Origin of the sequence: Paenibacillus polymyxa M1 (assembly GCF_000237325.1) — a bacterium.
Taxonomy (GTDB): domain Bacteria; phylum Bacillota; class Bacilli; order Paenibacillales; family Paenibacillaceae; genus Paenibacillus; species Paenibacillus polymyxa_C.
Window position 1 is genome coordinate 5,593,801 of record NC_017542.1, and the last position, 13,560, is coordinate 5,607,360.

Here is a 13,560-nt window from a genome sequence, read left to right on the forward strand (position 1 = left end):
ACCCAACTTCTATGTATTTAACGTAAAATGCATTTTTTAAACCGCTTCTTGCATACAAAAAGGACGACATTCAGCCGTCCTTCTTCTCATTCTACTTAACCATATGAAGTAATCGCAGACCTTAGTCCCTATTGCTCAACTTGGCTAGCAGATCCAATATTCGTACATATAGCCACACTAACGTTACCAGCAATGCAAAAGCGCCATACCATTCCATATATTTGGGTGCACCTTGATCAGCTTGTTCCTCAACGAAATTAAAATCTACGAGCAGATTCAAAGCGGCAATGATGACGATAAATAAACTAATACCAATACCCACCCAGCCCGTTTCATGGATGTACGGAACATTCATACCGAAAAAATTCAAAATAAAATCAACCAACGTCACTAGAAAAATCGCCATCGTACATAGGACAACAAATGAGATAAAGCCACGTGTCACCTTGATGATTCGTTGTGTATACATAAAGAGCATCAAGAACAAGATACCCACTGTCAGCAAAATGGCATTAACTACAATTCCAGGGTACTCATATTCCATAAAAGCGGAAACGCCACCCAAAGCAAAGCCACTCAGAATCGCATATACAGGAGAGAGCAATGGAGCCGTTTTGGGAAAAAAGGATATCGAAAGTGCTATGCCTGCCATCCCAATAAAGCCTGCCGTCATCAACGATAGCACCTCTATGGTTCCTTGATAGGTCATATACCAGGTAATACTGGCAGAGACGATGAGCAGGACTAGCAGAAGCAACGTTTTGTTCACCGTTCCTCCGATAGTCATACGTTGTTCGCTAGCTTCTCTTTCATCTTCACGCAAAAAGATGTCATCACGTAAAACCGGGTTGCTAAAGCTCATACAGGGTACTCCTTTTCGATGTGTTATTTACGATGCCATATGTATATATCGGTACAACCTGAGAAAAGTTTCAGAAAATTTCAAACAATAAAAAAACTCTAACCTTGCTTTTCAGCAAAGCTAGAGTTAGAGGGTCAAGTCGTTACAGATTAAAAATCAGCAGTAGCAATTTGGATGCTACCTGTTACTGCTCCAACTGGAGTAGCTTGGAGAGCAGCTACCAGCAGCAAGGCAACTTCTAACGTCAGACTATTGCCCGCCGGAATAGTATAAGTGATCACAGGAGCATTGACACGGGTAACCACAAGATCCACCGGATTGGCACCGAAATTATTAACGGTAATTGTAGCATTACTACCGCCTCTCAGGTTTTCAAAAAAGGACTTACCTACACCAGCAGCAAGATTGTAAATTTGCGAAGGTAAAAGGATCGCCATAGAATTCACCTCCCTTGCGTTTGATAGTGTATTCTATGCTTCCAATCTATGAACGTAACGTTAAGTGACTCAGTAATAAGACACAATTTAAAAGACTCATAGATTAACATCTCTCTATATGTGCTACAAACAACCTTTCATTCTGAAAGGTTAAACCATTTTTTTCATATCATAAGCCTAATCATGATAAAATACGTACCATAATGGAAATGACCCAAGGAGGATAACCACATGAAACAGGAACTGATTGACCGCCTGACTACATATGTACAGGTAGATACCCAATCCGACGAAAGCAGCCACACATGCCCCACCACACCCGGACAGCTCACATTGGGCAACCTCCTGGTAGACGAACTGAAAGCCATCGGTATGACAGACGTAACCATTGATGATCATGGTTATGTGATGGCAACCCTTCCCTCCAATACGGATAAAGAAGTGCCCGTCATTGGTTTTCTGGCACACCTCGATACGGCTACTGAACTAACTGGCGCAGGAGTAAAGCCACAGTTGACGGAGAACTATGATGGGGGCGATATCACGCTGAATGCCTCACTTGGTGTAGTCCTTTCTCCACGTGAGTTTCCCGAATTGACTCAATATAAAGGCCACACCCTGATCACAACAGATGGCACCACCCTGCTCGGTGCAGACAACAAAGCCGGCATCGCAGAGATCATGACAGCAATCCACTATCTGATTGATCATCCCGAAATTCAACATGGCAAAATTCGCGTTGCTTTTACACCGGATGAAGAGATTGGAAGAGGACCTGAACGCTTTGATGTAGCCGCTTTTGGCGCTGAATATGCTTATACGGTAGACGGCGGACCGCTCGGAGAGCTGGAGTATGAGAGCTTCAACGCCGCGGCTGCTCATATTACCATTCATGGTGTAAATGTACATCCCGGTACGGCTAAAAACAAAATGATCCACGCTGCCAAAATCGCTATGGAACTGCACAGTAGATTACCTGTGAATGAAGCCCCGGAATATACAGATGGGTACGATGGCTTCTATCATCTGTTGGAGTCTACTGGCACAGCAGAACAAGCCAAACTATACTATATTATCCGCGATTTTGATCGTGAGAGCTTTGAGAACCGGAAAGCTTATTTGACAAATATCGTAAAAGAGCTCCAGGCTGCCTATGGAGACAACCGTATTACGCTGGAGCTGAGAGACCAGTATTACAACATGAAAGAGAAAATTGAGCCTGTCAAGCATATCGTCGATATCGCTCATGAAGCAATGACGAAGCTGAATATTGAACCCATTATCAAGCCGATTCGTGGAGGCACAGACGGTTCACAGCTGTCTTACATGGGACTGCCTACACCGAATATTTTCACAGGCGGGGAGAACTACCACGGTAAGTACGAGTATGTGTCGGTGGATAACATGGTGCTTGCAACCAAGGTTATTGTGGGGATTGCACAATTGTTCGAGCAGCGTGGCAAGTAAGCCGCTTATACACAGCACTGACACGTTCAAATTAAATCGGAAGGCATATCGTTTCTATTATGAAACGATATGCCTTTTTTTCTGAATTTTCTTTAAATTCTCAATACTTTTATAACTTTTATCCGTCTTTAGACCGACAAATATATAGGACTATAAAAAATATATTTAGTAAAGAAAGGTAGGTGATCCACTTGAATACAATAGATGCATTAATTGCAGCCATTCCCTACATACAACAGATTATGCGGGAGAAAGTAACCCTTGCTCTTTTCGACCGTACTCACGTTCTGGCTTATACCCAATCAGAGGGTATGAATCTTGGCTTTGAAACCGGCTCGGAGCTACTTGAGGGCTACAAAAATTTCGCCATGCTTAAAAATGGACATGAGGCCAGCTTGACCCACATTCCGGCTGAATTGCTGGGATATCCTCTCGATATGATCAGTATTCCTGTGTTTGATGATAATGGGAACGTCATTGCAGCGTTTGCCGCTTCCTATAATTTGACCAACAGAAATCAGCTGGATCAAATCGTATCTGAAAACCACTCCATTACCGAGCAGCTCATTGAAATGGTGCAGCATGTAACAGCACATTCAGAGGAGCTACAAGCTACCAGTGAACACATTTTAAAGAACACCCAATTTGCCGTACAAAACTCGGGTAAAATTAATCAGGTCGCTGTATTTATCAAGGAAATTTCCGACCAAACCAACCTGCTTGGATTGAATGCCGCGATTGAAGCCGCACGTGTCGGAGAAGCAGGAGCAGGCTTTGGTGTCGTTGCTCAAGAAGTACGCAAGCTATCTGTAGAGTCCAAAAAAGCGACAGTCGATATTGAGGGAGCCCTTAAGGATGTACAGAACTCCATTCGTCAGATGGAGCAGGAAATAGAGCAAATTGTTGCTTCTTCTCAAGAGCAGGCGACTCTGGTAGGCTCTTTCACCGAAGTCATGGAGCGTATGCGAAAGGCGAGCGAAACGATGCAACATCTGGCCGATAACCTGACTTCCTATATTGTAAAATAATTAATATTGTTTATTGGCATGAGAAAGGGGAGCGCACTGATCCGCAAATGGCGTAAAAGTGCGTTCCCCTTATTTACAAAATCCCTACTGGGTCTAACAATCCAAATCTAAACTCAAGCAGTATAAGAAAAAACACCATGATTCGAAGGATACACGGGGTCTAACTGTCCCAATGTATTTCCTACCGGAAGAGCAACACTAAGAAACGCTAAGACCATAGTTATCGAGATTAATGCCTTTTTCATTATGAAGCCCCCTTAATAAAATGGTTTGGTATTGCTCTTGCTGCGACAGGGTTGCCAAATCTCGATAAGTCTCGAACAGTGCAACCAGTGTCCTAAAATCAGTATTGGCTTCTACACCAATAGAGAATTGCAGAGAAACAAGGATATAATTCAAGGCAACGATGTACTGTTTCTTTTTCAACTGGTAAATAGCTAATTGGTTGACCAGTTTTAAATAATATACGCGGTTGGCTCTATCTTCATAACCTTCAAATATCTCAATATCATCGGCAAACTCGTTCAGCAGGTCGTCAATATCCCAATTGTTCAAGTTAGCTGCTTCAGCAATACCAACCAATCCCGGGAGTAGCTCCTCGTCATTGTCGTGAAGAAACTGAACATATTCTGGTAAAAGTTCCTTCTTCCCCGAAAGTAAATCAATCGTATATAAATTGGCCTTGGCGAGAAAACGGAATCTCTCTACTTCTTCGTGACCGCTTTGATCCAGCCCCATAAACCAACCCATTTCGCTATACTTCATAATATAATCTCTGGCTTCCTCATACTGGCCCATATTCTGATAATAAATCGATTTCGCTAGATAGCTGTAAGCATAATAAAACACCAGCGGGTGTTTGGCGTTCAATGTCTCGTACTTGCCGTCTGCAGCATTTCTCAGTTGGGTGTGATACAGGCTTTCAGCCAACGAATGCAGATAATCCGCAACCTTGTTCGCTTCATCCCAATCATTACACGTATAGCTGATTCTAAACAACTCGCAAGCTTTATCGAGCGCGTGGCTGTCCGACAACAAATAAATAGCTTCCCTTTGGTTCAGGACCTCTTCCACTAAACCCCGCCTCCCTATCCTGAAAATTAAAGTCACCCCTAGCCTAGTGGCTATTCTTCAGGGTAGTTATGCTGTTAGACTCCCTTTTTTTGCATACCAGTATATTACAAATATAGTCAAAACCTAACTTGAAGTCAATTCAATTATCGGTACATTCATACTTTTGCAACCTGACATGGATGTGTATATTTTACTGGTTACGAATAGATGATTTTCATTATCGAAATAATGCTAAAGAAGACAAAATATTGGCTCTCATATGGGTGGTTTTCATGGTCTATAGTATCGTCAGGGTAACTACGTTACGAATTAGTGCGTACTTTTCAACCGAATACCGGGGCCTTACAATCAAACCTGTGCATGAAAACAAAGTATAAGTACGACTCAACAAAGCATGTACCTGTTCACTAAAATACAAATTCACTTAAGGAGTGAAGTTAATAACATGGAACTTCAATTGGCTTTAGACTTGGTAGATATCCCGCAAGGTATCGCACTGGTAAAAGAAGTAGAATCGTATATTGATATCGTAGAAATCGGTACGCCGATTGTCATCAATGAAGGACTTCATGCTGTAAAAGCAATGAAAGAAGCATTTCCCAATCTAAAAGTACTGGCTGACCTGAAAGTTATGGACGCAGGGGGCTATGAAGTGCTAAAAGCTTCCGAGGCTGGTGCAGATATCGTGACGATTTTGGCTGTAGCTGAAGATGCAACGATCAAAGGTGCTGTAGAAGAAGCTAAGAAACAAGGCGGCAAAAAAATCCTGGTGGACATGATCGGTGTTAAAAACCTGGAGCAACGTGCAAAAGAAATCGACGCTTTAGGCGTTGACTACATCTGTGTGCATACAGGCTACGATCTGCAAGCGGAAGGTCAAAGTCCGTTCGAAGCACTGCAAACCGTCAAAAAAGTCGTAAAAAACTCCAAAACAGCCGTAGCTGGCGGCATCAAGCTGAGTACATTGGCTGAAGTGGTAAAAGCTCAACCGGATCTGGTTATCGTAGGCGGCGGTATCACTGGCGAAGACGACAAAAAGGCTGTAGCTTCGCAAATGCAGCAGCTCATCAAACAAGGTTAATCCAATGGAAACCTCTCAATATTTATCTGAGGTCATCAAGGAGCTGCAATTCGTTCCACAGCTAATCAGCGATACCGAATCAGAACAGTTGATCCACTCCATCGCTGCTGCGAATAAGGTATTCGTAGCAGGAGCGGGGCGCTCAGGGTTCATGATTCGCTCGCTGGCCATGCGGTTGATGCATATGGGGGTTCAAGCTTACGTAGTTGGGGAAACCGTAACCCCTGGCTTGAGCGAGGGAGATCTGCTGATTATCGGTTCAGGCTCTGGTGAAACCAAAAGCTTAGTCTCGATGGCAGACAAAGCGAAGAAACTCGGGGCCTCACTGGCGGTGCTTACCACTTCCCCCGAGTCTACCATCGGCAAACTGGCCGATATCATCGTCAAGCTGCCCGGCGCGCCCAAGGACCCGTCCAGCAAGGATTACCAGACCATTCAGCCCATGGGCTCACTGTTTGAGCAAACTCTGCTGCTGTATGGCGATGCGTTGGTGCTCAGAACGATGCAGCTGCGCAAGCTGACCTCCGAATCCATGTATGGTCAACACGCCAACTTGGAATAAAACTGCTTGTTCCTTTGCGATAACAAGGCAGGCTGCTTACATGTCCGAGCATGTAAGCAGCCTGCTTTTTTTTGTATTAAATGAGGGGATTCTCTTGTCTGCACAAGTTTGGATATTCATTCTGAAGCATGGGCTCTTTCATCCGTTCAAATGGACCATACAGGCTATTGGCCCGATACACGAGCGTACGATGATCACGCCCCGTGCCGCCACAGGCGCACAGCAGGTAATAACGACTGCCGATGTGATACAGATGCGGCCCTTCGGTCCATACGCCGCCATCTCCATGAGCAATAGCCACAGGCTCGGTCAATGCCTGGCCTGTAGCAATATCCAGTTCGTACTGAATAATATGCGACTCGGCATCTGCCCCGGATTGTACGGTAACATACACTTTCCCGTCGTCATCAAATAGCAGGGACGGATCTATATTTCCGTAAGGAATACGGATCGGATCAGACCAAGGTCCCACAGGGTTCACAGACGTAATATAAAAATTGCCTATCCCCATCACATCTGTCGTAATCAGGTAGAATACACCCTGATGATAGCGCAATGTGGGCGCATATATACCTTCTGAGCTCTTCCGTGTGGACAAATCCATCTGACTGCGCCGATTTAATGCATGCCCGATCTGCCGCCAATCGGTCAGGTTTCGGCTATGAAAAATCGGCAACCCCGGCATGTATTCAAATGAGCTTGTCGCCATGTAATAATCCTCTCCGACACGTATCACGCTCGGATCAGGATAAAATCCGGGGACAACCGGATTCGTATAGCGCAAGGTAGCCATAGCTTCAGCTCTCCTTTTGAACAGCTCTACTCCTCTGTCTCAAATCATTTATTCGTTACTCCCTGCTGGTAGCGGCGGCACTTTGGATGGATCCACCAGCGCCCAATATGCATATTTGGCCTTTAACCGTTCATCGAACAGCAGCGGCTTATCCAACCGGGCAATCGGGAACGTACTGAGCCACGTATTGCCATCATCTGTCCCCCAAATGGTCACATTGCTGATATGGTCCTGCTGTCGTGTAAACATATCGAACAGCGCCTGATAACGATGAGCCTGCCGAATCAACATGGCTTCAGGGATCGTTTCGTAGCGATCCGTATCATTAGAGTAAAGGCCCATATCCAGCTCCGTGATCTGATTATCCAGCCCAAGTGAAGCAAACTTCTCGATGGATTGCTCAATTTCGGCTATGGTAGGAAACTCCAAGCGGATATGCGATTGGTGACCTACGCCGTCAATCGGTACGCCTTTAGCAAGCAAATCACGCACCAGATTGTACAGAAAATCGCGTTTCTTCGGTTCATGGGTATTGTAATCGTTAATGAACAATCGCGCGTTCGGCCCTGCCACTTCCCTCGTGACACGGAACGCTTTTTCAATATAATCGGTTCCTGTAATCTGATACCACTTGCTGCGGCGCATGCCGTCCGGCTGATCAGGATCAATGACCTCATTTACCACATCCCAATCGGTAATGACATTTTTATACCGGGCCGCAACGGCGCGAATATGCGTCTCCAGGCGGTCCAGCAAAAGCTTTTTATTCTCAGCAGTCTGCGTCATCGGCTGTCCATTTTTGTCCTTAAACATCCAATCTCCAGTCTGGTTATGCCACACCAACGTATGGAAACGAATTCCCAATCCGTGCTGTCTGGCAAATTTGCACAATTTGGTCTGCTTCCTCCCAATGAAACTGCCCCTCAGATGGTTGCAAGGAGACTGGCTTCATCGCATTCCCTGCAACGACGCTGTTAAAATGCTTTTGTACCAGTTCTCCGTAAGCCCCTTCGGTCTGGAAAGCCTCAATCGCTGTGCCGATGCTGAACTGTCCCTGATATAATCCATGCAAAGCAGGTATGTCCTTTTCAATCGCCAGCGGCGGCACCAGCGACAATTCGAAATCATCCATATAAAAGGAAGACGTCCCTTCTGGCGATTCCAGGTACATAGAAACGGTATCTGCATCATGTGCGAGCGTATACGTACCAGACAAATGCACCCATCCCCCTGTCGTGACAGCCGTATCGCCTACAACCGTTTCATATGCACTTTGGCCTTGGTAATCACGCTGTGCACTGAGCCTCACCTTATTAGGCTGCTCACCCGGAGCCAGCTTCACCCAGGCACTGACCGTATATCGGTTGCCTTTTTGCATTGTGGCAGTCACGTCCAGCTTGGGTCCGGCATATGCCTTTTGTCTGCCCGATGTCAGCAGACTGTATGAGCCGGTCCGTGCATCGGCATTCGAGACCTGCACGGTCTCGTCTCCCAAGCGGGATACCCATCCTTGGGCTGTACCGTCTTCGAATCCGGATACGATCCCACTTGTAGGATTTGTTGGTGTTACTGAAACCTGCCTGATTTCCACCTCATCCACGTAGTAAGCCTGAGCAGAATTCGAGTTCTCCACATACAGCTTCAATGCATTCATCTCCCCGGTAAAAGTATATCTCCCCTGGAGTTTGATCCACGATGTATCTGTTGTCTCCGTCTGAGCTAGGGTCTTCCATGCTGTAGTCCCGCCTGTCGGCTGCTGCTCCATCGTAAACTTAAGCACGCTTGGAATTGCAGCATTGCCGTCCAGTTTCACATATCCGCTAATTTCATACTCCACATCCGGCAGCAACAGTGGCTTCACATCTAACTCTGCTCCATTCCAAGCCGCCGTACGAGCGGTTGCCTTCAGACTGTGCGTACCGCCATATGCCGCTTCCGTGACGGATGCAATTTGGGTATAAGCTCCCCGTGGCTTCCAGCCGTCACTGTTTCCTTGCTCAAATCCATACGCTCCAATGATCTTCCCTACCGATAGCACCGTGTTCGAAACCGACGGAGAATGTTCCACAGATGGAGCTGCTCTCGCTACAGACATTCCCCACCATCCGATAGGCGATAACAACAGCACTCCAGCCAGCACCAGACAAAAAGGCGTATACCAACCTGACCGCAAAGCAATCCCTCCTGCACTCAAATTTTTGAATTCGTATTTGGCACCCTTGGATTTCAATTACTTGCGGATTAAAAGTGGCTCCTAGAATAAATGTAAAATATCTACTATCCTTTCACGCCTCCCAAGGTCATACCCTTCACAAAGTATTTTTGTAAAAACGGATAGACTAAAATAATAGGAACTGAGGCGACAATCGTCATCGTGGCACGAATAGAGGTAGGCGTAACCGCCTTCGCCAGATTTTCTGACCCTGAAAACTGGCTGGCATAATCCTGAGCGTTAACGGACGTATTGGAATTTTGCAAAATTTTCATCAGCTCATATTGGAGTGTGCTCCACTGCTCATACGACGAATTGTACAAAAATACATCGAACCAGGAATTCCATTGCGAGACTGCCGTGAACAGGGATACCGTTGCCAGCACCGGCACACACAGTGGCAAAACGATACGCATAAAAGTAGCAAACTCCCCAGCACCGTCAATACGCGCCGACTCCAAAATCCCCTCTGGCAAGCCCTCAATAAAGGAGCGAATGACTATGACATTAAACACCCCGATTAACCCCGGTACGATGTACACCCAAAAGGTTCCCAGCATCCCAAGCTCACGAATTAAGAGAAAATTGGGGATCAAGCCACCGCTAAAATACATCGTCAAAATAAAGGCAATCGAAACAAATTTGCGCAGCACATATTCCGGCCGGCTGATCGTATACGCCACCATCGCGCAGCAAAACACCGAGGTCACTGTACCCGCGACCGTACGTAATACAGAAATCAACGTAGCATGGAAAATCGTCGCTTCCTTGAATACAAATTCATAATTACTCCACGTGAATTCACGCGGCCACAAATAAATCCCACCCCGAATGGAGTCATTCGCTTCATTTAATGAAACCGCCAACGTATTTAAAAATGGATACAGCGTGAACACCATTAGGCACAGCATAAACACAACATTGCACGCATCAAAAATCCGATCCGAGGGCGCCCGAAATCGCCCATGTACGGCCTTCCCTTTGCCCATGACTTCCTCTCCTTTCTAAAACATCGCCTAGCCCAGCACTTAAGGTCTTGATGAGGTCCGCGAAGCGGCCTGTTAAAAATCCACAGACTTGCACCTGTAGTATGCATAAGCACGCACTCCTGCTATCGCCTCGAATAGCCCATTCCCAAAGACATCCTCTAATGGCGATAACGAAGCTGAGCCACCATCATGACGCAGTTATTACAAGGAGGCGCGAGTCACGCGCCTTTCTTAAGCTCTTCCCTGCCACTACCCTCAGTTCTTAAAAAAAGTGACTTTACGGCGGGTAGTAGCGGAGCGGGCGGAATTGTTCTGAAGAAGCGGAGGATTCGGAAGAACAATCTGCACGCGAAGCGACAACGCCCCCTCCCAGAATAACTCACCCCTTTTTCAGAACAACCTCTCCTCCCCTAACCGCTTCGCAATATAATTGGCGCTAAACAACAGAATGAAGCTAACCACCGTTTTGAACATTCCGGCAGCAATGGAAAGCGAAAAGTTCCCCATCTGGATACCATATTTCAGTACGAAAATATCCAAATTTTCCGAGTAATCCACGTTCATGCCGTTGCCCAGTAAATATTGAGGTTCAAAGCCTGATTCGAGCAGGTTGCCAATGTTCATAATGAGCAGGATGATAAATACAGGCTTTAATCCTGGTAATGTCACATGCCAAATCCGCTGAAACCGCCCTGCTCCGTCCATCTCGGCCGCTTCATACTGCGAGGGATCAATCATCGTCATCGCGGCCAAATAAATGATGGTATTCCAGCCGACATTTTTCCATACCTCCGACGCACCGAGAATGCCCCAAAAGTAGCTTCCCTCACCTAACCACAGAATAGGTTCCTTAATCAGCCCAAGCCACATCAGCACCTCATTGATGATACCGCCGTCCGCAGACAGTGCAGTACTAATGATGCTGGCCGCGACCACCCAAGAAATAAAGTGTGGCAAATAGCTGATCGTCTGAACCACCCGTTTAAATACGAGCTGGCGAAGCTCATTCAGCAAAATCGCCAATGCTATAGCGGTGACAAAGCCCAGCACCAGGTTAATAAAGCTCATCGCCAGCGTATTGCGCATCACCCGCAGAAAGTGTTCATCCTGAAACAGAAAACGGAAATGCTTCAACCCGACCCAATGCTGGTCAAGCAGCTTGCGGGCAGGCTTAAAATCCTGGAAAGCAATCGTCCAGCCCCACAGAGGTAAATATTTAAAAATAAACAGCCAGATTAAAAAAGGGACGGACATCCATACGAGTGCACGCTGCTGGTTCAGCTTGTGTATAAATCCCCTAAAGCCGGTTCGCCGTGAGGACGGCAAACGACCCGAGGAGGTCGTAACAGGTGGCGGTGACGTGTAGCTCATAGCTGCTTCCTCCTTTATTTTTTTCCGACCGTCTTGACTTTTTTGGCAACCTCCTTCGTGATCAGTTCCTCAAAAGCCTTCACATCCAGCTTGTTAAACTCGGTGGTGTATTCATTCCAAATGGCATCAAACTGTGCCGGTGCAGACAGCACCAAGCGCGGGAAATATTTGCGCTGCAGGTCTCCTTTTTTTTGCTGAAAGATCTGCGCTGGTGAGCCTTGGGCAACCTGAATGCTCCAGGCTGGGAACCATGGACGTTCGTCAGGTGCGGAAAACATCTGCGAGAAGGACTCTACACCGTTTGCTTTTAGCAGCTTTTTATCACCTTCGGTATACGACATACGTGCAACCTCAGGCTGCCGTCCGGGGCTAGCCGAGTTGCCGTCAGGCAAGGAAGAACCGTTACCGTATCGCGGCCAGCTGTATTCAAAATATTTGAACCCAAATGAGTCACGGAACGCATCCTCACCCGTCTTTTTAATTTGCTCCTTGGTCCGATAAAAGCGCCCATTTTTATCTACATCATAGGTTTCACCTTTGATCCCCCAGTTGGATAACACTTGGTTTTCGTCGGTCAGCAGATTGTTGAAAAATTTGATAATACGTACCGGGTCCTTGGCACTGACTGTAATTCCAATGCCTCGGTTATTAACAAATGACGACGGATCAAGATACTGATCCTTTATATTCCGGTCGTATACAACAGGCAGCCCTACATATTCCAGATCATCATTACCCGATCGCTTGGAAGCCTCCTGCAGGTTATTTAGAGCCTGCCCTGCTTGCCAGCGGTAATCGAAAAAGCCCAGCACCTTGCCCGAGGTCAGCTTCGCCAAATATTGATCGTAATTGTCCACAAAGGACGATTTATCGAACAGGCCCTCTGCGTTAAGCTGATTTAGCTCTTTCAGGTACCGTTTAGTGATGTCCTTATCTCCATAATCCGTCGCCTGGTGTGTTTTCATATCAATAATTGTGCCGCCATCGTTGGGATAGCCTGCCAGATGCATCGGCGCATTCGTAAGCGCATAAAACCTATCCTGCGTGGTTAGCGCCAAGTACCCGGTTAATCCCTCGTCTGCATGCTTTTTCGTATAGTTCCGAATCAGAGCCAAGTACTCATCTAACGTTTTTATTTTTGGATATCCCGCCTCCTTCAACACTCTGCGCTGTATCCAAAAAGCTCCCTGCTCTATGTTAGGAGCAGACAAATAATCGCCGACCACCGCGCTAAACGGCAGGAAATAGATATTCCCATCCTCCGCTTTCATCAGGTTGTAGTAGGGTCCGTATACACGCTTGATATTTGGTCCATATTTGTCGATCAAATCATTCAGGGGAATGAAAGCCCCGGCATCCAGCAGTTTATCAATCGTCCCATCCGGTACAATTACGTCCGGATAATCGTTGCTTGCAATAAACGTGCCAATCTTCGTATTCGAATCCCCTACCAAATGCTCCAGCTTCCAGTTCACGCCGGTCTGATCTTCCAAAACTTTTCCGATCCGCGTTTCATTGGTATTAATGTCTCTTCCCGCCGTGGCATTAAAATACGTGAACGTGACCTTCTCCTTGCTATCTCCCGACGCAGGCTCCTTATCCGAGCTCCCTGAGCAAGCAGTGATCATAGATGCCATCATAACCATTACCAGACTGATGATTCCGAACCTTTTGCTTGTCATGC

The 13,560-nt window shown here is 46.4% G+C and carries 13 protein-coding genes; 4 read left to right on the forward strand and 9 right to left on the reverse strand.

Annotated features, from left to right (window positions below):
- Positions 1-121 precede the first annotated feature (121 nt).
- Positions 122-862 carry a Bax inhibitor-1/YccA family membrane protein gene (locus tag PPM_RS25145; RefSeq protein ID WP_013373654.1) on the reverse strand — a complete coding sequence of 247 codons (741 nt, stop codon included), beginning with the start codon at positions 860-862 and terminating at the stop codon, positions 122-124.
- 149 nt (positions 863-1,011) lie between these two features.
- On the reverse strand, positions 1,012-1,299 hold the full coding sequence (locus PPM_RS25150) for a hypothetical protein (RefSeq protein ID WP_013373655.1): 288 nt from the start codon (positions 1,297-1,299) through the stop codon (positions 1,012-1,014).
- A 231-nt stretch (positions 1,300-1,530) separates the two neighbouring features.
- Between PPM_RS25150 and pepT the strand changes: the two genes are divergently transcribed.
- On the forward strand, positions 1,531-2,766 hold the full coding sequence (gene pepT / locus PPM_RS25155; protein ID WP_013373656.1) for a peptidase T: 1,236 nt from the start codon (positions 1,531-1,533) through the stop codon (positions 2,764-2,766).
- Between the two features lie 191 nt (positions 2,767-2,957).
- A complete protein-coding gene (locus PPM_RS25160) occupies positions 2,958-3,794 on the forward strand; it encodes a methyl-accepting chemotaxis protein (protein ID WP_013373657.1) in 837 nt (278 codons plus the stop codon).
- A gap of 198 nt (positions 3,795-3,992) precedes the next feature.
- Here the strand turns inward: PPM_RS25160 and PPM_RS25165 are convergent, their stop codons facing one another.
- The gene (locus PPM_RS25165; RefSeq protein WP_013373658.1) at positions 3,993-4,868 is read right to left on the reverse strand and encodes a hypothetical protein; all 876 of its coding nucleotides are present in this window, start codon (positions 4,866-4,868) and stop codon (positions 3,993-3,995) included.
- A gap of 445 nt (positions 4,869-5,313) precedes the next feature.
- Here PPM_RS25165 and hxlA point away from each other — a divergent pair, with 445 nt between their 5' ends.
- The gene (gene hxlA, locus PPM_RS25170) at positions 5,314-5,949 is read left to right on the forward strand and encodes a 3-hexulose-6-phosphate synthase (protein ID WP_013312540.1); all 636 of its coding nucleotides are present in this window, start codon (positions 5,314-5,316) and stop codon (positions 5,947-5,949) included.
- 4 nt (positions 5,950-5,953) lie between these two features.
- Positions 5,954-6,511, forward strand: coding sequence for a 6-phospho-3-hexuloisomerase (hxlB, locus tag PPM_RS25175; RefSeq protein WP_013373659.1), 558 nt, complete (start codon positions 5,954-5,956; stop codon positions 6,509-6,511).
- Between the two features lie 76 nt (positions 6,512-6,587).
- Here the strand turns inward: hxlB and PPM_RS25180 are convergent, their stop codons facing one another.
- The 6 genes from PPM_RS25180 to PPM_RS25200 all read right to left on the reverse strand — a co-directional run bounded on the left by PPM_RS25180 (position 6,588) and on the right by PPM_RS25200 (position 13,558).
- The gene (locus PPM_RS25180; RefSeq protein ID WP_013373660.1) at positions 6,588-7,304 is read right to left on the reverse strand and encodes a glycoside hydrolase family 43 protein; all 717 of its coding nucleotides are present in this window, start codon (positions 7,302-7,304) and stop codon (positions 6,588-6,590) included.
- A gap of 48 nt (positions 7,305-7,352) precedes the next feature.
- Positions 7,353-8,195 carry an endo-1,4-beta-xylanase gene (locus PPM_RS30300; protein WP_231860478.1) on the reverse strand — a complete coding sequence of 281 codons (843 nt, stop codon included), beginning with the start codon at positions 8,193-8,195 and terminating at the stop codon, positions 7,353-7,355.
- Complete coding sequence (locus PPM_RS30305; RefSeq protein ID WP_016324883.1) at positions 8,134-9,477, reverse strand: carbohydrate binding domain-containing protein; 1,344 nt, start codon at positions 9,475-9,477, stop codon at positions 8,134-8,136. Before PPM_RS30305 ends, PPM_RS30300 begins: the two co-directional genes overlap by 62 nt.
- Positions 9,478-9,581: 104 nt before the next feature.
- Entirely contained in the window at positions 9,582-10,505 is a 924-nt protein-coding gene (locus PPM_RS25190; RefSeq protein WP_013373661.1) for a carbohydrate ABC transporter permease, read from the reverse strand.
- 390 nt (positions 10,506-10,895) lie between these two features.
- A complete protein-coding gene (locus tag PPM_RS25195) occupies positions 10,896-11,876 on the reverse strand; it encodes an ABC transporter permease (protein WP_013373662.1) in 981 nt (326 codons plus the stop codon).
- A 14-nt stretch (positions 11,877-11,890) separates the two neighbouring features.
- Positions 11,891-13,558 carry an ABC transporter substrate-binding protein gene (locus PPM_RS25200; RefSeq protein WP_013373663.1) on the reverse strand — a complete coding sequence of 556 codons (1,668 nt, stop codon included), beginning with the start codon at positions 13,556-13,558 and terminating at the stop codon, positions 11,891-11,893.
- Between the last annotated feature and the right edge of the window lie 2 nt (positions 13,559-13,560).

Bases quoted from the DNA above. Each gene is read 5' to 3' on its own strand.
- PPM_RS25145 (WP_013373654.1), bottom strand. From the start codon at position 862: ATGAGCTTTAGCAACCCGGTTTTACGTGATGACATCTTTTTGCGTGAA.
- PPM_RS25150 (WP_013373655.1), bottom strand. From the start codon at position 1,299: ATGGCGATCCTTTTACCTTCGCAAATTTACAATCTTGCTGCTGGTGTA.
- pepT (WP_013373656.1), top strand. From the start codon at position 1,531: ATGAAACAGGAACTGATTGACCGCCTGACTACATATGTACAGGTAGAT.
- hxlA (WP_013312540.1), top strand. From the start codon at position 5,314: ATGGAACTTCAATTGGCTTTAGACTTGGTAGATATCCCGCAAGGTATC.
- hxlB (WP_013373659.1), top strand. From the start codon at position 5,954: ATGGAAACCTCTCAATATTTATCTGAGGTCATCAAGGAGCTGCAATTC.
- PPM_RS25180 (WP_013373660.1), bottom strand. From the start codon at position 7,304: ATGGCTACCTTGCGCTATACGAATCCGGTTGTCCCCGGATTTTATCCT.
- PPM_RS25190 (WP_013373661.1), bottom strand. From the start codon at position 10,505: ATGGGCAAAGGGAAGGCCGTACATGGGCGATTTCGGGCGCCCTCGGAT.
- PPM_RS25195 (WP_013373662.1), bottom strand. From the start codon at position 11,876: ATGAGCTACACGTCACCGCCACCTGTTACGACCTCCTCGGGTCGTTTG.
- PPM_RS25200 (WP_013373663.1), bottom strand. From the start codon at position 13,558: ATGACAAGCAAAAGGTTCGGAATCATCAGTCTGGTAATGGTTATGATG.